Source organism: Janthinobacterium sp. NFX145, assembly GCF_049810325.1.
GTDB lineage: Bacteria > Pseudomonadota > Gammaproteobacteria > Burkholderiales > Burkholderiaceae_D > Janthinobacterium > Janthinobacterium rivuli.
Window position 1 is genome coordinate 6,184,189 of the sequence record NZ_CP187360.1, and the last position, 20,434, is coordinate 6,204,622.

At 63.2% G+C, this 20,434-nt stretch carries 20 protein-coding genes and 1 tRNA gene; 9 read left to right on the plus strand and 12 right to left on the minus strand.

Going from position 1 to position 20,434, the window contains the following annotated elements; genetic code table 11:
• The first annotated feature begins 3 nt into the window (after nucleotides 1-3).
• The gene (locus tag ACPJXG_RS27775; RefSeq protein ID WP_099377742.1) at nucleotides 4-585 is read left to right on the plus strand and encodes a hypoxanthine-guanine phosphoribosyltransferase; all 582 of its coding nucleotides are present in this window, start codon (nucleotides 4-6) and stop codon (nucleotides 583-585) included.
• A gap of 112 nt (nucleotides 586-697) precedes the next feature.
• On the opposite strand, the gene ACPJXG_RS27780 is transcribed toward ACPJXG_RS27775, so the two are convergent.
• From ACPJXG_RS27780 to ACPJXG_RS27790, 3 genes are all read right to left on the minus strand, one after another.
• Nucleotides 698-1,651 carry an NAD(P)H-dependent flavin oxidoreductase gene (locus ACPJXG_RS27780; protein WP_034752807.1) on the minus strand — a complete coding sequence of 318 codons (954 nt, stop codon included), beginning with the start codon at nucleotides 1,649-1,651 and terminating at the stop codon, nucleotides 698-700.
• A gap of 100 nt (nucleotides 1,652-1,751) precedes the next feature.
• The gene (locus ACPJXG_RS27785) at nucleotides 1,752-2,675 is read right to left on the minus strand and encodes an MBL fold metallo-hydrolase (RefSeq protein ID WP_425252918.1); all 924 of its coding nucleotides are present in this window, start codon (nucleotides 2,673-2,675) and stop codon (nucleotides 1,752-1,754) included.
• A gap of 8 nt (nucleotides 2,676-2,683) precedes the next feature.
• Nucleotides 2,684-2,911 carry a DUF1289 domain-containing protein gene (locus tag ACPJXG_RS27790; RefSeq protein WP_081922648.1) on the minus strand — a complete coding sequence of 76 codons (228 nt, stop codon included), beginning with the start codon at nucleotides 2,909-2,911 and terminating at the stop codon, nucleotides 2,684-2,686.
• Between the two features lie 278 nt (nucleotides 2,912-3,189).
• Between ACPJXG_RS27790 and ACPJXG_RS27795 the strand changes: the two genes are divergently transcribed.
• On the plus strand, nucleotides 3,190-3,603 hold the full coding sequence (locus ACPJXG_RS27795) for a CopG family transcriptional regulator (protein ID WP_034752801.1): 414 nt from the start codon (nucleotides 3,190-3,192) through the stop codon (nucleotides 3,601-3,603).
• A 54-nt stretch (nucleotides 3,604-3,657) separates the two neighbouring features.
• On the plus strand, nucleotides 3,658-4,902 hold the full coding sequence (locus ACPJXG_RS27800) for an alpha/beta hydrolase family esterase (protein ID WP_425252919.1): 1,245 nt from the start codon (nucleotides 3,658-3,660) through the stop codon (nucleotides 4,900-4,902).
• On the opposite strand, the gene ACPJXG_RS27805 is transcribed toward ACPJXG_RS27800, so the two are convergent.
• The 3 genes from ACPJXG_RS27805 to ACPJXG_RS27815 form a co-directional block, all read right to left on the minus strand.
• Nucleotides 4,895-6,046: a response regulator gene (locus tag ACPJXG_RS27805; protein ID WP_035823533.1), complete on the minus strand. Its 1,152-nt coding sequence runs from the start codon at nucleotides 6,044-6,046 to the stop codon at nucleotides 4,895-4,897. The genes ACPJXG_RS27800 and ACPJXG_RS27805 overlap by 8 nt on opposite strands.
• 31 nt (nucleotides 6,047-6,077) lie before the next feature.
• Nucleotides 6,078-9,125 (minus strand): response regulator, encoded by a 3,048-nt coding sequence (locus tag ACPJXG_RS27810; protein ID WP_425252920.1) that lies wholly within the window; start codon nucleotides 9,123-9,125, stop codon nucleotides 6,078-6,080.
• Nucleotides 9,126-9,220: 95 nt separating this feature from the next.
• Complete coding sequence (locus ACPJXG_RS27815; RefSeq protein WP_035823529.1) at nucleotides 9,221-9,418, minus strand: cysteine-rich CWC family protein; 198 nt, start codon at nucleotides 9,416-9,418, stop codon at nucleotides 9,221-9,223.
• Nucleotides 9,419-9,649: 231 nt separating this feature from the next.
• On the opposite strand from ACPJXG_RS27815, the gene argB reads away from it, so the two are divergent.
• Together argB and ACPJXG_RS27825 are read left to right on the plus strand one after the other, a co-directional pair.
• A complete protein-coding gene (argB, locus tag ACPJXG_RS27820; RefSeq protein ID WP_010393729.1) occupies nucleotides 9,650-10,543 on the plus strand; it encodes an acetylglutamate kinase in 894 nt (297 codons plus the stop codon).
• A 65-nt stretch (nucleotides 10,544-10,608) separates the two neighbouring features.
• Nucleotides 10,609-10,683, plus strand: a tRNA-Thr gene (locus ACPJXG_RS27825).
• Nucleotides 10,684-10,826: 143 nt separating this feature from the next.
• On the opposite strand, the gene ACPJXG_RS27830 is transcribed toward ACPJXG_RS27825, so the two are convergent.
• Nucleotides 10,827-11,696, minus strand: a complete 870-nt coding sequence (locus ACPJXG_RS27830) for a TraB/GumN family protein (protein ID WP_425252921.1) — start codon at nucleotides 11,694-11,696, stop codon at nucleotides 10,827-10,829.
• A 95-nt stretch (nucleotides 11,697-11,791) separates the two neighbouring features.
• On the opposite strand from ACPJXG_RS27830, the gene ACPJXG_RS27835 reads away from it, so the two are divergent.
• The 3 genes from ACPJXG_RS27835 (at nucleotide 11,792) to pabB (ending at nucleotide 15,063) form a co-directional block, all read left to right on the plus strand.
• Nucleotides 11,792-12,526 (plus strand): pyrimidine 5'-nucleotidase, encoded by a 735-nt coding sequence (locus ACPJXG_RS27835; RefSeq protein WP_099401129.1) that lies wholly within the window; start codon nucleotides 11,792-11,794, stop codon nucleotides 12,524-12,526.
• A gap of 102 nt (nucleotides 12,527-12,628) precedes the next feature.
• Entirely contained in the window at nucleotides 12,629-13,204 is a 576-nt protein-coding gene (gene slmA, locus ACPJXG_RS27840; protein ID WP_035823524.1) for a nucleoid occlusion factor SlmA, read from the plus strand.
• Nucleotides 13,205-13,224: 20 nt separating this feature from the next.
• Nucleotides 13,225-15,063 (plus strand): aminodeoxychorismate synthase component I, encoded by a 1,839-nt coding sequence (gene pabB / locus ACPJXG_RS27845; RefSeq protein ID WP_425252922.1) that lies wholly within the window; start codon nucleotides 13,225-13,227, stop codon nucleotides 15,061-15,063.
• Here pabB and ACPJXG_RS27850 read toward each other — a convergent pair.
• Nucleotides 15,056-15,418, minus strand: coding sequence for a DUF1428 domain-containing protein (locus ACPJXG_RS27850; RefSeq protein ID WP_100875103.1), 363 nt, complete (start codon nucleotides 15,416-15,418; stop codon nucleotides 15,056-15,058). The two genes, pabB and ACPJXG_RS27850, sit on opposite strands and share 8 nt — an antisense overlap.
• A 115-nt stretch (nucleotides 15,419-15,533) precedes the next feature.
• Nucleotides 15,534-16,127, minus strand: coding sequence for a glutathione peroxidase (locus ACPJXG_RS27855; RefSeq protein WP_035828486.1), 594 nt, complete (start codon nucleotides 16,125-16,127; stop codon nucleotides 15,534-15,536).
• 181 nt (nucleotides 16,128-16,308) lie between these two features.
• Here ACPJXG_RS27855 and ACPJXG_RS27860 point away from each other — a divergent pair, with 181 nt between their 5' ends.
• The gene (locus ACPJXG_RS27860; RefSeq protein ID WP_425252923.1) at nucleotides 16,309-17,436 is read left to right on the plus strand and encodes a poly(3-hydroxybutyrate) depolymerase; all 1,128 of its coding nucleotides are present in this window, start codon (nucleotides 16,309-16,311) and stop codon (nucleotides 17,434-17,436) included.
• Between the two features lie 131 nt (nucleotides 17,437-17,567).
• Here the strand turns inward: ACPJXG_RS27860 and gabD are convergent, their stop codons facing one another.
• The 3 genes from gabD to ACPJXG_RS27875 all read right to left on the minus strand — a co-directional run bounded on the left by gabD (nucleotide 17,568) and on the right by ACPJXG_RS27875 (nucleotide 20,376).
• Nucleotides 17,568-19,022: an NADP-dependent succinate-semialdehyde dehydrogenase gene (gene gabD / locus ACPJXG_RS27865; RefSeq protein WP_425252924.1), complete on the minus strand. Its 1,455-nt coding sequence runs from the start codon at nucleotides 19,020-19,022 to the stop codon at nucleotides 17,568-17,570.
• Nucleotides 19,023-19,114: 92 nt separating this feature from the next.
• The gene (locus tag ACPJXG_RS27870; protein ID WP_425252925.1) at nucleotides 19,115-19,957 is read right to left on the minus strand and encodes a PPK2 family polyphosphate kinase; all 843 of its coding nucleotides are present in this window, start codon (nucleotides 19,955-19,957) and stop codon (nucleotides 19,115-19,117) included.
• Nucleotides 19,954-20,376 (minus strand): CoA-binding protein, encoded by a 423-nt coding sequence (locus ACPJXG_RS27875; protein ID WP_425252926.1) that lies wholly within the window; start codon nucleotides 20,374-20,376, stop codon nucleotides 19,954-19,956. Before ACPJXG_RS27875 ends, ACPJXG_RS27870 begins: the two co-directional genes overlap by 4 nt.
• Nucleotides 20,377-20,434: the final 58 nt, after the last annotated feature.

Genomic DNA, 20,434 nt, shown 5'->3' on the forward strand with positions numbered 1-20,434 from the left:
TCCATGCAAGAATTTCATCACAATCGTGCCCGTGACCTGATCAAGAACGCGGAACTGCTGTTCGACCAAGACGCCGTGCAAGCGTCGATCACGCGCATGGCCGATGTGCTCAACACGCGCTTCAACGCCGAGGACTCGAAAGAGTTCCCGCTGGTGCTGGGCGTGATGGGCGGCGCCGTCGTATTTACGGGCAACCTGCTGCCGCAGCTGAGCTTCCCGCTCGAGTTCGACTACATCCACGTGAGCCGCTACGGCGACGACGACAAGGGTGGCGAAGTGGTGTGGAAAGTCATCCCCCGCTCGAATGTAGCGGGCCGCACCGTGATCGTGCTCGACGATATTCTCGACGAAGGCGAAACCCTGGCGCACGTCAAGCAGCGCTTGCTGGACATGGGCGCCTCGGAAGTGATCCTGGCCGTGTTCGCCGACAAGGCCATCGGCAAGAAAAAGCCGGTGCAAGCCGACATCGTCGGCCTGGTGATCCCGAACCGCTTCGTCGTCGGCTTCGGCATGGATGCGTATGGCTACTGGCGCAACCTGCCAGGGCTGTGGGCCATCAAGCCTGAGGATTTGAAGCAGGAGTGATTGTGGTGTTGTCGGATTACGGCCTTTGGCCTAATCCGACCTACCAAATCCATGGTCGTAGGTCGGATTAGCGCAGCGTAATCCGACACCACCACCACCATCGCAACAACGATTACAGCTTCAACCGCGCGCGCGCCGCATCGTATTCGGCTTTCAGGCGCGCCACCATCTCTTCCACGCTCGGCACGTCGTCCATCAAGCCCACGCCCTGGCCCGCGCCCCAGATGTCGCGCCAGGCCTTGGCGCTGCCCGAGCCGAAATTCATCGCGCTCTTGTCCGCTTCGGGCAAGGCTTCCGGATCGAGTCCGGCCGCTTCGATCGATTTTTTCAGGTAGTTACCGTGCACGCCCGTAAACAGGTTGGTGTAGACGATGTCGGCCGCGCTGGAATCGACGATGGCGTCGCGGTAGCCGTCGCTGACGTTCGATTCCTTAGTTGCCAGCCAACGCGAGCCGATGTAGGCGAAGTCGGCACCCATCGCTTGCGCGGCCAGTACGGCGTCGCCCGTGGCGATGGAGCCGGACAGCGCCAGCGGACCGTCGAAAAATTTGCGCACTTCACCCACCAGCGCGAACGGCGACAGGGTGCCCGCGTGGCCGCCGGCGCCGCTGGCCACCAGGATCAAGCCATCGACACCGGCTTCCAGCGCCTTTTTCGCGTGACGGATCGAGATCACGTCATGCAGCACGATGCCGCCATAGCTGTGGATGGCGTCGAGCATTTCCTTGGGTGGCGCGCGCAGCGAGGAAATGATGATGGGGATCTGGTGTTTCACGCACACCTCCACGTCATGCGCGAGGCGGTCGTTCGACTGGTGCACGATCTGGTTGACGGCGATCGGCCCGACTTTTTTATCGGGATTGGCGGCCTGGAAGGCGGCCAGCTCGGCCTGCAGCTCCGTGAGCCACGTATCGAGCAATTCGGCGGGACGCGCATTTAAGGCCGGGAAGGAACCGACGATGCCGGCCTTGCACTGCGCCGCGACGAGGGCCGGGCCGCTGGCGATGAACATCGGCGAGGCGATAACGGGTAAGGAGAGGTTTTGCAACGCAACAGGCAATGCCATGGCGGACTCGCTGGAAAGTTGATCGGACGTGAAAGACACACTGAAGGTTGATTATAGTGCAGAAAAAGTACGATCGTGCTGAATTTATCGCCTGACCGTTTCAGCCTTCGTTGAGCAAGTACTCACCCTCGACGTGTGCCGCTGCAGCCCTCACCAGTTGCGACACAGCCCACTCGGCCAGCGCGGCCGCTTCCTGGCGCAGGAAGCGCCGGTTGGCCTCTTCGAAGATGGGCATGCCGCGCAGCAGGGCCGGTATGGCGGCGAGGGCGATGCGCTGGCGTTCCAGCAGCAGGAATTTCAGCAGCACTTTTACAGCGTTCTGCGCATTGCGCACGGGGTCGGACGCCAGGTAATCGAGGCGAGACCAGGCACGCTGCAGGGCGCCGGCGGCATCCGTGAAGGGCCGTCCGTGGCCGGGGATCACCACGCGCACGTCCAGGCCGGCGATCAGGTCCAGGGTGGCGCGCGCCTCAGCAAAACCGGAGCCGCCATCGAGCTCCGGGAAAATCACGCCAAAGCCGTTTTCCCACAGGGCGTCGGCGGAGATCAGGATGCCCTCGTCGGCGCAGTAAAAAATCAGCGAGTGCGGATCGTGGCCGGGCGCGCCCAGCGCTTGCCAGCCCATGCCGGCCAAGGTCAACGTATCGCCGGGCGAGACGGTGGCGTCAAAGCCGAAGCGCGGGCATTGCTGGCCCGTGGCCTGGAAACTCAGGGCGTCGACGTCCCAGGCGCGCACCTTGTCCGCTTCCGACACGGGAATGGCCGTATGGCAGCCGTACTCCTCTTGCAGCAGCGCGTTGCCGCCGCAATGGTCGGAATGCAGATGGGTGTTGAACAGGCGGTCCAGGGGACGGCCGGCCAGACTGTGGCGCAGCAGGGCCAGGGTTTGCGGCGCATGCGTGACATAGCCGCTGTCGATCAGCGCCGTGTCGTCCCGCCCCTGGAACAGGATGTTATTCGACGACAGCCAGCCGCGTTCGAACACCTGCATGGCATCGGGGAACAGCGCTGGCGATCGCGGCATGGGCTTCCTCAGTAGTCGGGCTCGAAGTCGAGCAGGGATTCTCGTCCTGGCAATTCGGCCAACACGGCGCGCTTGAAGTCGTCGTCGGCCTTGCTCCAGGCGATGATTTCGTCGAGCGTGCGCAAACAGCCTTCGCACAAGCCGCTGTTGCGGTTCATCTTGCACAGGCTGACGCAGGGCGACGGCACCGGCGAGGGGAGCGGAACGGCTGGCGGAGGTGGGGGAGCGACCATCATGGAGCGGCATCGGTAAACGTGTAGGCTTTCATTATGCCGCGAAACGGCGCCGGCGAGTCGGCTGCATCGCCATGCAATGTTTCTGTGAATATATTTTCTATGGCAAAAATGATTAAAAAAGCATCTTCGGGAAATTTATTTTGCGCTGCATTCTCACTCTGCGGGTGCCCGTCCTACAACACGATCCGGCCAAATCCTGCTTGACTTGAGATATTACACAACTATACTACCATCCATACAGATGGCAAATGGATGCCACGTGGAGTTTTTGGAGAGATATGGCCAAGCAAGACAGCAAGCCCAAAATTGGGGAATCCGAGAAAATCACGATCAACCTCGGCTTGATCGACCTGGGGCAGATCGATTTGCTGGTCCAGGAGGGATTTTATTCCAACCGTACGGATCTGATCCGTACGGCCATACGCAACCAGCTGGGTACCCACGCCGACGTGGTGAAACAAACCGTCGCACGTAAAAGCCTGGTATTGGGCATGCAGCATTATTCGCGCGCCGACCTGGAGGCGATCCAGGCAGCCGGCCAGCGCCTGCAGATACAGGTGCTGGGACTGGCCAGTATCGCCAGCGATGTCTCCGTGGAACTGGCACTGGCCACCATCGAGTCGATTTTCGTATTAGGTGCCCTGCACGCCAGCACCGTCGTCAAGACGGCGCTAGCAGGGCGAATTCACTAGCGTATTGGTTCGCGGCGATGACCCGGCCGATGCGCGGCACCGTTAAGGATGGTCATGAAACTACCTGTCAACATGCTGGCGCAGATGCGCGCCGCAACCCGTAATCTGATGGGCAGCGGTCCCGCCGCCGCCACCGAAGCAATCCAGCAGGCGCTGTCCGCTGCCGGTCTGGCGCCGCAGGCGGCAGCCACGCAAGCACCGCCCATGCGTGATATCAATCCTCCGCCGGCACCGGCGCAGGCCCGATCCGAGCCGCCGCAAGCTGACGCCGTACCACCCACGCCCGCGCAGGCGGCGCAGGACTTTGCGCAGGATTTCATGGCGCGCCTGGGCGTGCCGGCCGGCCTGGGCCAGCACAGCTTCGACATGCCCAGCTTCGAGCTGCCGAATTTCCATCCGCCCGGTTTCAACGCGCCGGCCGCCACGCCGGTCGATGTGCCGGCCGGAGCCCAATTCATCGACGGCGTGTACCGCAACCATGCGGGCACGCGCTCCTACAAGCTGTATATCCCCAGCAGCTACCACGGCCAGGCCATGCCGCTGATCGTCATGCTGCACGGCTGTACGCAAAATCCCGACGATTTCGCCGCCGGCACGCAAATGAATGCGCTGGCCGAAGAAAAGGAATGCTTTGTCGTCTACCCGGCGCAAACGCAGGGCGCCAACAGTTCGCGCTGCTGGAACTGGTTCAACGCCATCGACCAGCAGCGCGACCAGGGCGAACCGTCGCTGATCGCCGGCATCGCCCGGCAAGTGATCGACGAATATCCTGTGAATGAACGCGAAGTGTTCGTCGCCGGCCTGTCGGCGGGCGGCGCCATGGCCGTCATCGTCGGCACCTTGTACCCGGATCTGTTTGCCGCCGTCGGCGTGCATTCGGGCCTGCCCTTCGCTTCGGCGCAGGACTTGCCGTCGGCGCTGGCCGCCATGAAGGGCGGCGCCATGCCCAATGCCCAGCGCAAGGCGCCGGCCGGCGGCGTGCCCATCATCGTCTTCCACGGCGACCGCGACACCACCGTCAATCCACGCAATGGCGATGAACTGATCGCCCAGGGCGTGCGCAGCCAGGTGGGCGGCAAGGCGGCCAAGGCCGCGTCCATCGACGGCAGCGTGCCGAACGGCCACCGCTACACGCGCACCACGCACAGCCAGGCCGATGGCTCGCCGCTGGGCGAGCACTGGGTCATCCACGGCGCCGGCCATGCCTGGTCCGGCGGCAGCCATAACGGCAGTTATACGGACGGCAAAGGGCCGGACGCCAGCCGCGAGATGTTGCGTTTCTTCAAGACCGTCAGCTGAGGTTTTCGGTGTAGGGCGCGATCTGCCGCTGCTTGTCGGCGATTTCGCACACGCCGTCCGCATAGCGGTGGGAGATGGCGATGAACTGGTCCTGGATCTGCAAAAAGGCGTCGACGATCTCGGCGTCGAAATGCGAGCCGCGTCCTTCGACGATGATCCGCACGGCCTGCGCATGGTCCATGCCCTGCTTGTAGATACGCCGGCTGATCAGGGCGTCGTACACGTCGGCCAGCGCCATCAGGCGCGCCGAAATCGGGATGGCTTCGCCGGCCAGGCCTTGCGGGTAGCCGCTGCCATCCCATTTCTCGTGGTGGCTGTAGGCGATCTCTTTCGCGTACTTGAGGAAATCGACTTCGATCCCCAGCTCGTGCTCGGCCGCCAGGATGGCGTCGCGCCCCAAGGTGGTGTGCGTTTTCATGATGGCCATTTCATGCGGCTCGAAACGCCCCGGCTTGAGCAGGATATGGTCGGGGATGCCCACCTTGCCGATGTCGTGCAGCGGCGCCGTCTTGAACAGCAGTTCGATATTCTTGTCCGTCAAAAAATCGCGGAAGCGCGGCAAGCCGCGCACCTTCTCGGCCAGCGCCTTCAGGTAGTGCGAGGTGCGGCGGATATGGTTGCCCGTCTCGCTGTCGCGCGTCTCGGCCAGCGAGGCCATGGCGTGAATCGTGACGTCCTGCAGCGCCGCCACTTCCTGCACCCGGCGCTCCACTTCCGTTTCCAGGTAGTGATTCTGGTCGCGCAAAAAATCCTGCATCTGCTTCATCGCCAGCTGCGTCCTGATGCGCGCCAGCACGATGGGCGCTGAAATCGGCTTGGTGATGTAATCGACGGCGCCCAGGGCCAGGCCCAGCTGCTCGTCCGCCACTTCGCTCATGGCCGTGACGAAAATCACGGGAATGCCGGCCGTGGCGGGATCGGCCTTCAGCGCGCGGCACACATCGTAGCCGCTCATGCCCGGCATCATGATGTCGAGCAGGATCAGGTCCGGCTGGTCGCTGCCGGCGGCGATCTTCAGAGCCCGCTCGCCGTTCACGGCGATCTTGGTGCGGTAATCGTCTTCCAGCACCGCGCGCAGCAGATCGATATTGTCTGGCGTGTCGTCGACCACCAGGATGGTTGGCTTGCTTGCCGGCGCTCTCATGCCCGTCCTTCGCTCTGCATAGTTATCCTTGTCACAGTGTCAGCTCCAGCGCCTCGGCCACCTCGCCCAGCTGCGCCAGCGCACCTTCGAAATCGTATTGTCCCAGCATGCGCTTCAACTGGCGCGCGTGTTCCGCCTGCCCCGCCGCGACCAGCACGGGGCCGATGCCGTCCAGGTGCTTGACGGCCTGCGCATCATCCTGCTGCAGCAGCTGCGACAGCTCGCGCAAGCCCGCTTCCAGCTGCGCCCGGTCCACCGGCGCCACATGCACCACCGCCGCGCCGCCCGCCTCGGCCGCATTGCCGCGCGACTGCATCGCCAGCACGATCTTCGGCACCAGCTCGTCGAGCGCCAGGGTGCAGGCGGCCAGCGCCTGCGGCAAGCCGTCGTGCGAGCCCAGGCTGAGCAAGTGCTCGACCCGCGCGGCGCTGTCGGCCAGGCCGCCGGCGCCGATATTGCCGGCCAGGCCCTTCAGGGTATGCGCTTCGCGGATCGCCGTTTCCAGCTGGTTGTTCTCGATGGCGGCAACGATGCGCTGCATCGCGTCGAACTGGGTTTCCACAAAACGCTCCAGCAATTTTCGCATCAAAGCGGCATTGCCGCCCACGCGGCGCATGGCCTCCGCCATTTTCAGGCCGGCGATCACGGGCAGCTCCGCTTCCGGCTGCGCCACCACCGCCGCAACTTCCTGCGGCGTGGCCGGCGCGATCCAGCGCGCCAGGGTGCCGAACAGCTGCGCCACGTCGATCGGCTTGGCGATGAAATCGTTCATGCCGGCGTCCAGGCATTTTTCCTTGTCGCCCACCATGGCATTGGCCGTCATGGCGATCACGGGCAAATTCGAATAACGCGGGTCCTGGCGCAGCTTGCGCGTCGCCTGGTAGCCATCCATCACCGGCATCTGGCAATCCATCAGCACACCGTCATAGGCGTTTTCCTCGATCTTCGCCAGGGCGATGGCGCCATTGCTGGCGATGTCGACGCGGATGCCGGCGTCGTTGAGAATATGCTGCGCCACCTCCTGGTTCACTTCATTATCCTCGACCAGCAGCAGCCAGGCGCCGCGCAGGGCGCGCTCGTCGTCGCGGTAGCTGCTCTGGCGCTGCGTCTTGCGGCTCTGCCCCGTCACGCCGCCAAACACGAACGCAATCTGGTCGAGCAGAGTCGAGGCGCTGACCGGCTTGTTCAAGACGCCGTCGAGCGGCAAGTCGCGCTGGCGCGCCGCTTCCAGCAGCGCTTCGCGATGGAAGGCCGTGACCATGATGCAGGCCGGCGTCGCATCGATGCCGGCGGCATCGGCGCGGATGCCGGCCAGGGTATCGAGGCCGCTCATGCCCGGCATTTTCCAGTCCATCAGCACCAGCCCGTACGGGCGTCCCTCGGCGCGCGCCTGCGCCACGGCGCCGATGGCCAGCGCGCCGCCAAGCACGGCGCGCGCCTCGAAACCGAGCGCCGTCAGCATGCTGACGAAGATTTCACGCGCACTGGGGTTGTCGTCGACCACCAGCACGCGCAGGCCATGGAATTGCTGTGGCAATAGTAAATTATCGCGCGGCACGGCAGCCAGGCCGAAGCGGGCCGTGAAGAAAAAGGTGCTGCCCACGCCCGCTTCGCTGACCAGGTCGATCTCGCCTTCCATCATTTCCACCAGGCGCTTGCTGATGGTCAGCCCAAGGCCCGTGCCGCCATGGTGGCGCGTGGTCGAGGTGTCAGCCTGGGTGAAGGCCTGGAACAATTTGCTGCGCTGGGGCGGCGTGAGGCCTATGCCCGTGTCGCGCACGTCCACGCGCAGCACGGCCGCATGCTCTTCCAGCTGCTGCAGGCGGATGGTGACGACGATTTCGCCCTTCTCCGTAAATTTGATGGCGTTGTTGGTCAGGTTGATCAGCACCTGGCCCAGGCGCAGCGGGTCGCCCTGCAAGGCATTCGGCACATCGGGGGCGATGTCGAACAGCAGTTCCAGCCCCTTGTCCTGGGCCCGCATCACGGACAGGTCGGCGATCTGCGCCAGCACGTCCTCGAGGAAGAAATCGACTTTTTCAAAAGCCATCTTGCCCGCTTCGATCTTCGAGAAATCGAGGATGTCGTCGATGATGGCCAGCAGGTTCTTCGACGCCGATTCCACCTTCTCCAGGTAGTTGCGCTGGGTCGACGTGAGGTCCGTCTGCAGCGCCAGGTGGGTCATGCCGATGATGCCGTTCATCGGCGTGCGAATTTCATGCGACATATTCGCCAGGAAGTCCGACTTCATCTTGGTCGCATCCTCGGCCACTTCGACGGCGTGGCGCAGGTCCTGCTCGACGGCGAGGCTGGTGCTCATGTCCTTGAGCGCCTGCAGCAATTCGCCCGTCTCGTCGCGCGACGTCACTTCGATGACGGAACTGAGGTCGCCATTGGCCACGCGCGTGGCGATCGCCACCGCCTCGCCCAGCGGACGCGTGATCGAGCGCGCCGACCAGGCAAATGCCAGGCCGGTCAACAGGGCCGCCAGGCCGATGCCGCCCATCAGCAGCAGCGAGGTGTCGATGTCATTGCGTATCCTGGCCGCGCTGTCGCGGATCAGCTGCTGCTGCAGGTCGTCGAGCTGGCCCACGTACAGCAGCACTTTTTCCAGCACCGGCAAGGTCTGCGTCTGTATGGCCTGCTCGGCGAGGGCATCCTCGCCGCGCTCGACCAGTTCGAACATCGCCTTGAGCGACACATAATAGTCGGCGCGTGCCAGGTGCATCTGTTCCAGCAGGCGCCGCTCCTCGGGCCGTGCATCGAGGCCGTCGAGGATGCGCACCTGCTCATCGATGCCTTGCTTGATCGCTTCGAGGCGCGCCTGGTTCGCCTGGCGCAGCGCCAGCTCGTGCTGGTTCGGCAGGTTGCCGATGCGCGTGGCCGCCTCGCGCGCCAGCCCGTGGATCTTGCTGGTGGCCTTGGCGGCGACCCAGTCGCGCTGCAGGATATCGTCGGTCTCGGCGCGGATGGCATAGATGCGGCTGCCGGACAGGACGATGACGACCAGCATCAGCACGATCAACATGGCATAACCGGCATTGATGCGCACGCCGATACTGATATCCCTGAAGCGCATAACTTTCCTATAAGAAATTCTTGAAAATCGAAGTCTGACCGTATTCCCCTACAAAATGCAAGGTCTTTTGCAAAGGAAAAAGCGCACCGATGCGCTTATTTGGCCGGCGTTGCTGCCGGGCGCGTCAAGCTGGCGATATGGGCTTGCAGGCAGGCGGGGCACCAGCAGCCGATGGCGGCGCTGCCGGGCACGGGAACGGCCGGCGGCAGGGAGATGCACCAGCAGGGCTCCTTGGCGTCAGGGTCAAGCTGGCCGCACTGGAAAGTGGCGCCGCACAGGCTGCACTGGCTCATGGCTGTGTGTGAATTGGCAAGTGTGTGTCATGCTGCGCCGGGAGGCGACGCAGATGTAACGGGCAGTAAAAGGGCTGGCTGGGGGACATATCGGGCCAGACTATAGGATCATCAGGGAAAATACAACAAGATCGCCCTATAATGCCTCCAGGATTTTCTTCTTCCCTGTAAAATCGCACAAATCTATTTTCCGGACTCGCCATGAATCAACTAGCTAACTTGAACCTGGACATGAATGACGACTTGACGGCGGTGTCGCCGCAAATCAAGGCGCAGATTCTGGCCGAGGCCCTCCCCTACATCCGCAATTTCCACGGCAAGACCATCGTCATCAAGTACGGTGGCAACGCCATGACGGACGAACGCCTGAAGCACGGCTTCGCGCGCGACGTCATCCTGCTCAAGCTGGTCGGCATGAACCCGGTCGTGGTGCACGGCGGCGGACCGCAGATCGACAACGCGCTGAAAAAAATCGGCAAGCAAGGCACTTTCGTGCAAGGCATGCGCATCACCGATGAAGAAACCATGGAAGTGGTGGAGTGGGTGCTGGGCGGCGAAGTGCAGCAGGATATCGTCATGCTGATCAACCATTACGGCGGCCAGGCCGTGGGCCTGACGGGCAAGGATGGCGGCTTGATCCGCGCGCGCAAGATGCAGATGCCGGACCGCGAACATCCGGGCGAATTCCTCGACATCGGCTTTGTGGGCGAGATCGACGCGATCAACCCGGCCGTCGTCAAGGCGCTGCAGGACGACGCCTTCATTCCCATCATCTCGCCGATCGGTTTCGGCCAGGATGGCCAGGCCTACAACATCAACGCCGATGTCGTGGCGGGCAAGATCGCGGAAATCCTGAAAGCGGAAAAGCTGATCATGATGACCAACATCGCTGGCGTCCAGGACAAGCAGGGCAACCTGGTGACCGACCTGTCGGCGCGTGAAATCGACGAGATGTTCGCCGATGGCACGATCTCGGGCGGCATGCTGCCGAAGATCTCGTCCGCGCTCGACGCCGCCAAGTCCGGCGTAAACACGGTGCACATCATCGATGGCCGCATCGAACACTCATTATTGCTGGAAGTGTTGACCGAGCAGGCTTTTGGTACTATGATCCGTTCGCACTAAAAAAATCGCAATGCATCACAGCGAGTAGTTTGGCGGCGCAGATCACCTGGCGCCGCTTTTAATTTGCCCTTGTAGCTCAGTGGTAGAGCACTCCCTTGGTAAGGGAGAGGCCACGTGTTCGATCCACGTCAAGGGCACCAACTATATCTCCCCGCAGCTGAAAAAATGTCCATGGCGGCGTTGTCCTTCCTCGCCGTACATTCGTACTGTCTTCGTCAGTCCGCCTTGCCCTGAACACTTTTCCATCTGCTTTGCTATCTGTAGCCCGCATCTACTCCACGTTTCAATACACCCGCTCGACCTTCAAGCCCTTCTGACGCAATAACTCCGGCACGCTTTTCGTTCCGACCAGATGCAGCACGCCGATGGCGGCCAGGCTGTGCTTTTCGCGCGCCAGCAGTTTCGCGATGCCGTCGGCCAGGGCCGGATTGCGGCCATCTAACAACACCTTTTGCACGAACTGCGCGGCGAACGACGGGTCTTGCGCCGCCTTGGCTGCCAGCTTGTCGAAGGCGGCCGCGTCGGCGTTGCGCCATGCGTTGGCGATGTCGCGCGCTTCCTGGCTTTGTTCCTGGTCTTCGATCGACGCCACGCCGTCTTCCAGGAAGCGGCATTGATCCAGCGGCGACATCGCGCCGAACAGCGCCATCTGGCCTTCCATCGATTCGAGTTCCAGCACGGGGATCTTGCGCGCCTTGGCTTGCTGCGACAGATAATTGTCGACGGCCAGGTCGGAGCGGTAGCCAAGCGTGGAAAATTCGCCGATGGCCAGCATGCTGGCCAGCATCCACGGCTTCATCGGCGCCACCGATTCGGCAGGAATGCCGTATTTTTGCAACAGCGGCGCCAGACGCGGCGCCAGGGTCTGGCGGCAATCAGGCGGCACCTTGCTGCCCGGCGCCTCCATGCCATATTTCAGCACGGCGCGAATGGCGCTATGCGGATCGGCGCCAGGATCGATCTCCAGCGCCAGCGCGCCGGCGCCTTCCAGCGCCTGCGTCACGGTCGGCTCGAGCGGGTAAAAATCGGCGGCGCCGACGTGGATGGTGCCGAACAAATACAGGGTGTGGCTGGCATCCTGCACCTTGAACAGGGCACCCCGGTTTTGCGCCACGGGCGGCGCTTCGGCGCGGACCGCCTGCAAGGGCAGCAAGAATAATCCGCAAAACATCACTATAATCTGGCGTCGCATGGTTTTCCTGATTGTTGAATTTTTCATCCTGCTTATCATCTTGCCTAAAGACTCCTGTGCCTGTGCCCCATCTTAACCGCTCGTCGCCGGTCTGGCTGTTTGACCTCGACAACACGCTGCACAATGCCTCGCACGCCATCTTCCCCACCATCACGGCCAATATGAACACGTATATTGCCCGCGTGCTGGGCGATGGCGTCACGCCGGCCGATGACGCCATCGTCAATGCGGCGCGCGCGGCCTACTGGCGCCGCTATGGCGCCACCTTGCTGGGCATGGTCAAGCATCACCAGGTGCAGGCCGCGCATTTTTTGCACGAGACGCATGCGTTCGACGATTTGCGCGCGATGATACGCGCCGAGCGGGGGCTGGGGGCTTTACTCAAACGCCTGCCTGGCCGTAAAATTTTACTCACCAACGCGCCGCTGCGCTATTCGAGCGACGTGATGCGCCACCTGGGCTTGCGCCAGCATTTTTCACACCACGTCGCCATCGAAGCGATGCATGTGCACCGCCAGCTGCGGCCCAAGCCATCGACCCTGATGCTGCGCAAACTGATGCGCAAGCACCACATCCGCCCTGGCCGCTGCATCCTGGTGGAAGACACCCTGGCCAACCTGAAGGGTGCGAAAAAACTGGGCCTGCGCACGGCCTGGGTCACGCAATACCTGAAAATGGCCGATCCGATCGGCGTGGCGAAGCTGCCCAAGGCGTTAAATCGCCCCGCTTACGTCGATGTCAAAGTAAAATCTGTCCGGCATTTGGCACGCCGCCTTCACCGTCTGCGTTGAAGGGGACTCCTGGGCTTACGGTTGACGCCGGAAGCCGCACCGCTAGCGGCGGTGACGGATATCCCCATCAAGGCAGCATTTTTTTTAACGACAAGAGAAAATATGGCAAGCACACCGCCGGGCCAACGCAGGCTACAAATTCTTCAGGCCCTCGCCGCAATGCTGGAGCAGCCGAAAGGCGAAAAGATCACCACCGCCGCACTGGCGGCCAGACTGACCGTGTCGGAAGCGGCCCTGTACCGCCATTTCGCCAGCAAGGCGCAAATGTTCGAAGGGCTGATCGAATTCATCGAGTCGAGCGTCTTCGGCCTGATCAACCAGATCGCGGAAAAGCACAGCGACGGCATGACGCAGACGCGCGACATCATCGGCATGCTGCTCAATTTCGCCATCAGCAATCCGGGCATGACGCGCGTATTGATCGGCGATGCGCTGGTCAATGAGGACGAGCGCCTGCAAGTGCGCATGAACCAGTTCTACGACCGCGTGGAACTGGCGCTCAAGCAGGCCTTGCGCGTGGCCGCCGCCGAAGGCCATGGCAAGGAAAGCGAAGTGGCGGCACGCGCCACCCTGATCGTCGGCTTCGTCATCGGACGCTGGCACCGCTACGCCAAGAGCGGCTTCAAGATCAATCCATCCCAGGAAGCGGCGCTGCAAATCGCCATGCTGCTGGGGTAAGTCACCGCCGCGGCTGTCCCATGCACACCGACTGTTTCGCCCTGCTCGACGACGCCAGCACCCCGGGCGCCGGTTCGCGCCTGTACACGGGCCTGGCGGCGGTCTTGCAGTGCACCGAGGGGCAACGGTGGCCGGACCTGCTCGCAGGGCTGCAAGAGGCTTTACAACGCGGCCAGTACGCCGTCAGCGTGTGCAGCTACGAGCTGGGCGCGCATTTGCTGGCCATGCCGCCGCGCGCGGCAGGCATCAACGCGCCGCCGCTGGCGCAAGTGCTCGTCTTTGACCATTGCACCCAGCTGTCGCAGGACGAGGTGGCGCAGTGGCTGGACGCGCGCGTCAGCGCGGACGCCGCGCCGGCCGGCGTGGCCGATATCCGCGCGAACGTGGATCAGGCCGAATTCACGCAGGCACTGCACCGCATCCACGACTACATCGTGGCCGGCGACACCTATCAGGTCAACTACACGTATCGCTTGCGCTTCGACGCCTTCGGCTCGCCCCTGGCCCTGTATGCGCGGCTGCGCGCGCGCCAGCCCGTGCCCTACGGCGCGCTGGTGATGCTGCCCGATGGCGGCGCCCTGCTGTCGCTGTCGCCGGAGCTGTTCGTGCGCCATGCGCAGGGCGAATTGATGGCGCGCCCCATGAAAGGCACGGCGCCGGCCGCCCCAGCCGAACAGGTGCCAGAAAACGCACGCCGCGCCAGCGCCCTGGCCCATGATCCGAAAAACCGCGCGGAAAACCTGATGATCGTCGACCTGCTGCGCAACGACATCGGCCGCATCGCCGTCACGGGTTCCGTCAAGGTGCCCGCCCTGTTCGAGGTGACGCGCTACAGCAGCGTGCTGCAAATGACCTCCACCGTGCAGGCGCGCCTGCGCGCCGACGCCAGCCTGGCCGACATCTTCCAGGCCCTGTATCCATGCGGCTCGATCACGGGTGCGCCAAAACGCCGCACCATGGAAATCATCGCCGAACTGGAACCTGCCGCGCGCGGCATCTACACGGGCGCCATCGGCTGGTTCGATCCGCCAGCCGCCGGCGCCGCCCACGCCGTGGGCGACTTTTGCCTGTCCGTGCCGATCCGTACCCTGGCCTTGCAGCCGGCGAGCCCTGACGGCATCCGGCGCGGCGAAATGGGCGTGGGCGCCGGTATCGTCCTCGACAGCGACCCACACGAGGAATTTGCGGAATGCCAGCTCAAGGCCCGCTTCCTCACGGGCCTCACGAACGACTTCGAACTGTTCGAGACCCTGCATGCCAGCCGGGACCATGGCTGCCGCCAGCAGGAGCGCCACCTGGCGCGCCTGGCCGCCTCCTGCGCCTATTTTAATTTTGCCTGGGATGCCGATGCTGCCCGCGCGGCGCTGCAGACGGCCTGCGCGGCACGGACCGACGATGTCCCTTTTCGCCTGCGCCTGGCGCTGCGCCAGGATGGCCGGTTGACGACGCAAAGCGGCACCCTCAGCGCCTTGCCGGACACGGTCAACGTCATGCTGGCACCCGACACAACGACTGCCGGCGACCTCTTCCTGCGCCACAAGAGCAGCGTGCGTGCGCGCTACGATGCGGCCTGGCGCGCGGCCGAGGCGCAAGGCGGCTTCGACATGCTGTTTTTTAACGAACGGGGCGAGCTGACCGAGGGCGGGCGCAGCAATGTCTTCGTGAAGCTGGACGGCCGCTGGCACACGCCGCCCCTGTCCTGCGGCCTGCTGCCCGGCGTGCAGCGCGCGGCCATGCTGGCCGACCCCGCCTGGAACGCGCAAGAAACCATCATCACGCGCGCCATGCTGGCGCGGGCCGAAGCGATCGTCGTATGCAATGCGCTGCGCGGGGCGATGCCCGCAAAGCTGGTTATTTGATATCCACCTGCATCTCGTAACCACCGTAAATCATGCGCTTGCCATCGAACGGCAGCTTGGCCGGGTCCATCATCTCGGCCAGGCGCGGGTCTTTCATGACCTTGTCGTTGATTTCATCGCGCTTGGCGCGCGACGCATACACGATCCAGGAAAACACCACTACTTCGCCATCCTGCAAGTCCACCGCCTGCGGGAACGACGTCAGCTTGCCCGGCTTGACATCGTCGCCCACGCATTCGCGAAATTCCAGCGCGCCGTACTCTCGCCAGACGGCGCCGCAACTGCGCGACATGGCCAGATAGGCATCGAGCTTGGCTTTCGGTACGGGCACCACAAATCCATCGACATACGCCATGATGTTCTCCTTTGTTGTGACAAACGCGAACAACCAGCTTAGGACAATGATGGCAAGACGACAAGCGCGGCATTAAAAAAAAGCAGGCGATCAAGCCTGCTTGTAGGTCGGCAACTTACAGCGCCAGCGCTTTTTCCACCGCGCCAACGAGTTTCTTGTCGTCCGGCGTCACCTTGCTGGGGAAGCTTTCCACCACTTTGCCGTGGCGGTCGATCAGGTATTTATGGAAATTCCAGGCCGGGGTCTTGCCCGTCTGCTTGATCAGGTCCACGTACAGCGGGTTCGGCGCGGGGCCGGAGACGACGGACTTCGAAAACATGGGGAACTTCACGCCATAGGTGTTGTAGCAGAAATCGGCGATTTCCTTGCTGTTGCCGGGCTCCTGCTTGCCGAAATCGTTCGATGGGAAGCCCAGTACCACCAGGCCCTTGCTGCCGTACTTCGCGTACAGCGCTTCCAGCCCTTCGTATTGATTGGTAAAACCGCAATAACTGGCCGTATTGACCACCAGCACGACCTTGCCCGCGTACTGGCACAGGTTTTGCGGCGCCTCGTCCTGCAGACGGTTGAAGGTCTGTTTCAGAATGGCAGGACAGGCCGCTGGCGCGGCGGCAGCTGGCGCGGTGTCGGCGGCATGGGCCGGCATGGCCAGGCTGGCGCCGGCGGCAAGGGTGGTCAGTGCAAACAGCTGGGCAAGGGTCTTGGACATGAAGGGCACCATGGTTGAACGGAAAAAAACCATTCTATGTCAAACGCCGCGCGTGCGTACAAGACGCACAACAACGGCAATTGCTTGAGCGACATCAACGACGGTGCAGTACTTGCCCAACGCACAGTTTTTTTACCTATGCTCGGCCTTCCTGTCCCTTTCCTTGCCTTGTGGAGTCGCCATGCCCTTCCCGCACCTGACCACACTAACCACCGCCGTGCTGACCGCCAGCCTGCTCATCCTGGCGCCAGCAAGCGCGCACGCCGCCACGACGGCCAAAGCCGTCAAGCCCGCCGCGACCAGCGACGCCCCCGCCCTGCCCGGCTACCAGGCTGACCTGAGCCAGACCACGGTGTCCGGCCTGTCCTCGGGCGGCTTCATGGCGGCGCAGTTTGCCGTCGCCTACTCGGCCACCGTCGCCGGCGCCGGCATCATCGCGGGCGGCCCGTATTTTTGCTCGGGCCAGCCGGGCCGCTTCCCCTACATCCCCTACCTGACGAATGCCCTGACCACCTGCATGAATCCCGGCAGCGCGCAGGTGGCGCCGCCCGTCGCCAGCGAATTGCTGCGCGCGGCGAACGATTTTGCGCGCGCCCGTCTCATCGACGACACGGCCAACCTGAAACGCCAGCGCGTGTATCTGTTCAGCGGAACGAAAGACCAGACCGTGACACGGCCGGTGGTGGAACAGGTAGGGAAATTCTATCAACTGGCGGGCACGCCGGCGGCGCAAATCCGCTTCGTCGACACGCTGGGCGCGGGCCACGCCATTCTGACCGACAGCAACACCGACAAGCCTTGCGCCGTGACGGAGTCGCCCTTCATCAACGATTGCGACTACACGCAGGCGCGCGACATCCTGCAGCACCTGTACCCGGACTTGCAACCGTCGGCGACCACCCTGACGGGCAAGCTGATCGCCTTCAACCAGCGCAGCTTCATTCAGAATGCGTACTCCAGCATGAACAATACGGGCTACGCCTACATCCCGAAAGCCTGCGACAGCGAGAGCTGCCGCGTGCACGTGGTGTTCCACGGCTGCCTGCAAACGACGCAGGCCATCGGCGACCGTTTCTATACCAGCACCGGCTACAACCAGGTGGCGGACGCCAACAAGATCATCGTGCTGTACCCGCAGGCCGAACCGAGCCCCGTCTACCCATACAACCCGAAAGGCTGCTGGGATTTCTGGGGCTACACCAGCATCAATCCGATCGACCCGGATTTCTACCGCAAGAGCGGCACGCAGATGGAAGCGGTCAAGGGCATGCTGGACAGGTTAGGATCGGCTCGCAACAGCCGTCGATAACAGACGTAACGGATGCTTGAGAAAATCGTAGCGAGCGGCAACGATTTCTGGCTAAGAAGCGCAGCTGTACTTTAGTACAGCGAGCATCGCAGGCCGGAAAGCGCGCCGCGCAGTAGATTTAATCAAGAATCCTAGATACCGCCCATGCAGATGTATTTGATGACCAGGTAATCTTCGATACCGTAGGTCGACCCTTCACGGCCCAGGCCCGATTGCTTGACGCCGCCGAAGGGGGCGATCTCGTTCGAGATCAGGCCCGTGTTGACGCCGACCATGCCCGTTTCCAGGCCTTCGGCCACGCGCCAGATGCGGCCGATGTCGCGCGAATAGAAGTAGGCGGCCAGGCCGAATTCCGTGTTGTTGGCCAGGGCGATCACTTCGTCGTCCGTCTTGAAACGGAACAGCGGTGCCAGCGGGCCGAAGGTTTCCTCGGTGGCCACGCGCATGTCGTTCGTCACGTCGGCGATGATGGTCGGCTCGAAGAAGCCATTGCCCAGCGCATGGCGCTTGCCGCCGGCCAGCAGGCGCCCGCCCTTGCCCAGCGCGTCGGCCACGTGTTCTTCCACCTTGGCGACAGCCTTGGCGTCGATCAGCGGGCCTTGCGTGACGCCCGCTTCGATGCCATTGCCCACTTTCAGCTTGGCCACTGCCGCCACCAGCTTGTCGGCAAACGCGTCATACACGCTGTCCTGCACGTACAGCCGGTTGGCGCACACGCACGTCTGGCCCGCGTTGCGGTATTTCGAGGCGATGGCGCCTTCCACCGCCGCATCCAGGTCGGCGTCGTCGAAGACGATGAACGGCGCATTGCCGCCCAGTTCCAGCGACAGTTTCTTGATCGTCGGCGCGCACTGTTCCGCCAGCAAGCGCCCCACCTGGGTCGAGCCCGTAAACGTCAGCTTGCGCACGATGGGGTTCGACGTCATTTCGCCGCCGATGTCTTTCGGCGCACCCGTAACGATGCTGAACACGCCCGCAGGCACACCCGCGCGCTCGGCCAGCACGGCCAGCGCCAGCGCGGAAAACGGCGTTGCTTCCGCCGGCTTCAGGACCATCGGGCAGCCGGCGGCCAGGGCCGGGCCGACCTTGCGCGTGATCATGGCGGCGGGGAAGTTCCATGGCGTGATGGCGGCGCACACGCCGATCGGCTCCTTGGTGACGACCAGACGGCGGTCCGGCCAAGGCGATTGCAGGGTCTCGCCCGCGACGCGCTTGCCTTCTTCCGCAAACCACTCGATGAACGAGGCGCCGAACTGCACTTCGCCCTTCGCTTCCGGCAGGGGCTTGCCCTGCTCGGTGGTCATGATCAGCGCCAGGTCATCGGCGTTTTCCAGGATCAGGTCATGCCAGCGGCGCAGCACGGCGGCGCGTTCCTTGGCCGTCTTCTTGCGCCAGGCGGGCCAGGCGGCATTGGCCGCTTCGATGGCGCGGCGCGTCTCGGCGGCGCCCATCAGGGGCACCGTGCCGATATGCTCGCCCGTGGCGGGATTGCTCACATTAATCGTCTGGCCACCATCGGCATCGACCCAGGCTCCATTCACGTAAGCCTGGTGACGCAACAAGGTAGGATCTTTCAACTGCAGCATATGGATCTCCGGTCTGGTTTGAATTATCGACGAGGGATACTATGCCACAGCGCGGCCGATTCCGCAGGCGCGGCGCTGAACCGCCCTAAGCTTTACTCGACCTTGAAAGACGACAGTTTCGGGTCCGGCGCCGGGTATTCCAGCTTCATGCCCTGCAGGGTTTCCAGCAGCAGGGACGCGACCACGAGGTTGCGCTGCGTCTTGGAGTTCGATGGCACCACGTACCATGGCGCGTGGTCGGCATCGGTCTCGCGGATCGCCGTTGCATAGGCGCGCTGGTAGCCATCCCACTTCTTGCGCTGGGCGATATCGTTGGGATCGAACTTCCACTGGCGGTCGGGATCGTCGAGCCGCTCCTGCAGCCGTCCTCTTTGTTCATCCTTCGAGATGTGCAGGAAGATTTTCAGGATGACGGTGCCCGTCTCGCTCAGCATGCGCTCGAAGTCACGTATCTGCGCGTAGCGGCGCTGGCATTCCGCCTTGTCGATCATGTCCTGCACGCGCGTGATCAGCACATCCTCGTAATGGCTGCGGTTGAAGATGGCGATCTCGCCCTTCACGGGCACGTGCTGGTGCACTCTCCACAGGTAATCGTGCGCCAGTTCGATATCGGTCGGGCCCTTGAACGCCACGGCGCGGATGCCCATCGGGTTGATGTTGCTGAAGATGGCCTTGACCGTGCCATCCTTGCCCGACGTATCCATGCCCTGCAGGACCAGCAGCACCTTCTTTTTGTGCTGCGCGTACAGCATGCTCTGGCACTCGGCGATCTGCGCCGTCAGCGCCACGGTTTCCTCGCGGTCCAGGGCCTTGCACTGGGCCGGCGTCAGCTTCTTGTTGGCCGCCTTGGTGGCGGCGCCCAGCAAGCGCTTGCCGGCGAATTCCTCGTTCAGCTCGAAGCCCTTGCCAGCGCGAAATTGCGTGCGCGCCTTCATGCCGCCACCGCCAGCTTGCGGTGCTCAATTTTTGTGCAATGATCCATCACCACGTCGAGGCCCGCCGCCCGTGCCAGCTGCGCCGCCTGCTCGTTGACGATGTCGAGCTGCAGCCACAGGCAGCCGGCCTTGACGGCGATGGCTTCCTCTGCGATGGGCAGGATATCTTCTGACTTGCGGAAGCAATCGACGATGTCGATGCGCGCCGGTGCCACCGCAGCGGCAGCCTGCGTCAAGGTGGCGTAAGCGCGCTGGCCCAGCACGTCGCGCCCGGCCAGGGCCGGATTGACGGGCAGCACGCGGTAGCCATGGCGCAGCAGGTAGTCGGCCACTTCATGGCTGGCGCGTTCGGGCTTGTCGGACATGCCGACGATGGCGATGATGCGGCTGTCTTGCAGGATGCGGGCGATGTTGGGCATATTCTGGTCGTAGTTAAGCGTGCGACATTGCCCGCCTAGCGTAGCAGAATTATCCAGG

What these genes read in the sequence shown, in the direction of transcription:
- pabB (WP_425252922.1), top strand. Translation starts at nt 13,225, where the DNA reads ATGCACACCGACTGTTTCGCCCTGCTCGACGACGCCAGCACCCCGGGC.
- ACPJXG_RS27860 (WP_425252923.1), top strand. Translation starts at nt 16,309, where the DNA reads ATGCCCTTCCCGCACCTGACCACACTAACCACCGCCGTGCTGACCGCC.
- gabD (WP_425252924.1), bottom strand. Translation starts at nt 19,022, where the DNA reads ATGCTGCAGTTGAAAGATCCTACCTTGTTGCGTCACCAGGCTTACGTG.
- ACPJXG_RS27855 (WP_035828486.1), bottom strand. Translation starts at nt 16,127, where the DNA reads ATGTCCAAGACCCTTGCCCAGCTGTTTGCACTGACCACCCTTGCCGCC.
- ACPJXG_RS27870 (WP_425252925.1), bottom strand. Translation starts at nt 19,957, where the DNA reads ATGAAGGCGCGCACGCAATTTCGCGCTGGCAAGGGCTTCGAGCTGAAC.
- ACPJXG_RS27795 (WP_034752801.1), top strand. Translation starts at nt 3,190, where the DNA reads ATGGCCAAGCAAGACAGCAAGCCCAAAATTGGGGAATCCGAGAAAATC.
- ACPJXG_RS27850 (WP_100875103.1), bottom strand. Translation starts at nt 15,418, where the DNA reads ATGGCGTATGTCGATGGATTTGTGGTGCCCGTACCGAAAGCCAAGCTC.
- ACPJXG_RS27805 (WP_035823533.1), bottom strand. Translation starts at nt 6,046, where the DNA reads ATGAGAGCGCCGGCAAGCAAGCCAACCATCCTGGTGGTCGACGACACG.
- ACPJXG_RS27775 (WP_099377742.1), top strand. Translation starts at nt 4, where the DNA reads ATGCAAGAATTTCATCACAATCGTGCCCGTGACCTGATCAAGAACGCG.
- ACPJXG_RS27780 (WP_034752807.1), bottom strand. Translation starts at nt 1,651, where the DNA reads ATGGCATTGCCTGTTGCGTTGCAAAACCTCTCCTTACCCGTTATCGCC.
- ACPJXG_RS27815 (WP_035823529.1), bottom strand. Translation starts at nt 9,418, where the DNA reads ATGAGCCAGTGCAGCCTGTGCGGCGCCACTTTCCAGTGCGGCCAGCTT.
- ACPJXG_RS27785 (WP_425252918.1), bottom strand. Translation starts at nt 2,675, where the DNA reads ATGCCGCGATCGCCAGCGCTGTTCCCCGATGCCATGCAGGTGTTCGAA.
- ACPJXG_RS27875 (WP_425252926.1), bottom strand. Translation starts at nt 20,376, where the DNA reads ATGCCCAACATCGCCCGCATCCTGCAAGACAGCCGCATCATCGCCATC.
- ACPJXG_RS27790 (WP_081922648.1), bottom strand. Translation starts at nt 2,911, where the DNA reads ATGATGGTCGCTCCCCCACCTCCGCCAGCCGTTCCGCTCCCCTCGCCG.
- slmA (WP_035823524.1), top strand. Translation starts at nt 12,629, where the DNA reads ATGGCAAGCACACCGCCGGGCCAACGCAGGCTACAAATTCTTCAGGCC.
- ACPJXG_RS27800 (WP_425252919.1), top strand. Translation starts at nt 3,658, where the DNA reads ATGAAACTACCTGTCAACATGCTGGCGCAGATGCGCGCCGCAACCCGT.
- argB (WP_010393729.1), top strand. Translation starts at nt 9,650, where the DNA reads ATGAATGACGACTTGACGGCGGTGTCGCCGCAAATCAAGGCGCAGATT.
- ACPJXG_RS27810 (WP_425252920.1), bottom strand. Translation starts at nt 9,125, where the DNA reads ATGCGCTTCAGGGATATCAGTATCGGCGTGCGCATCAATGCCGGTTAT.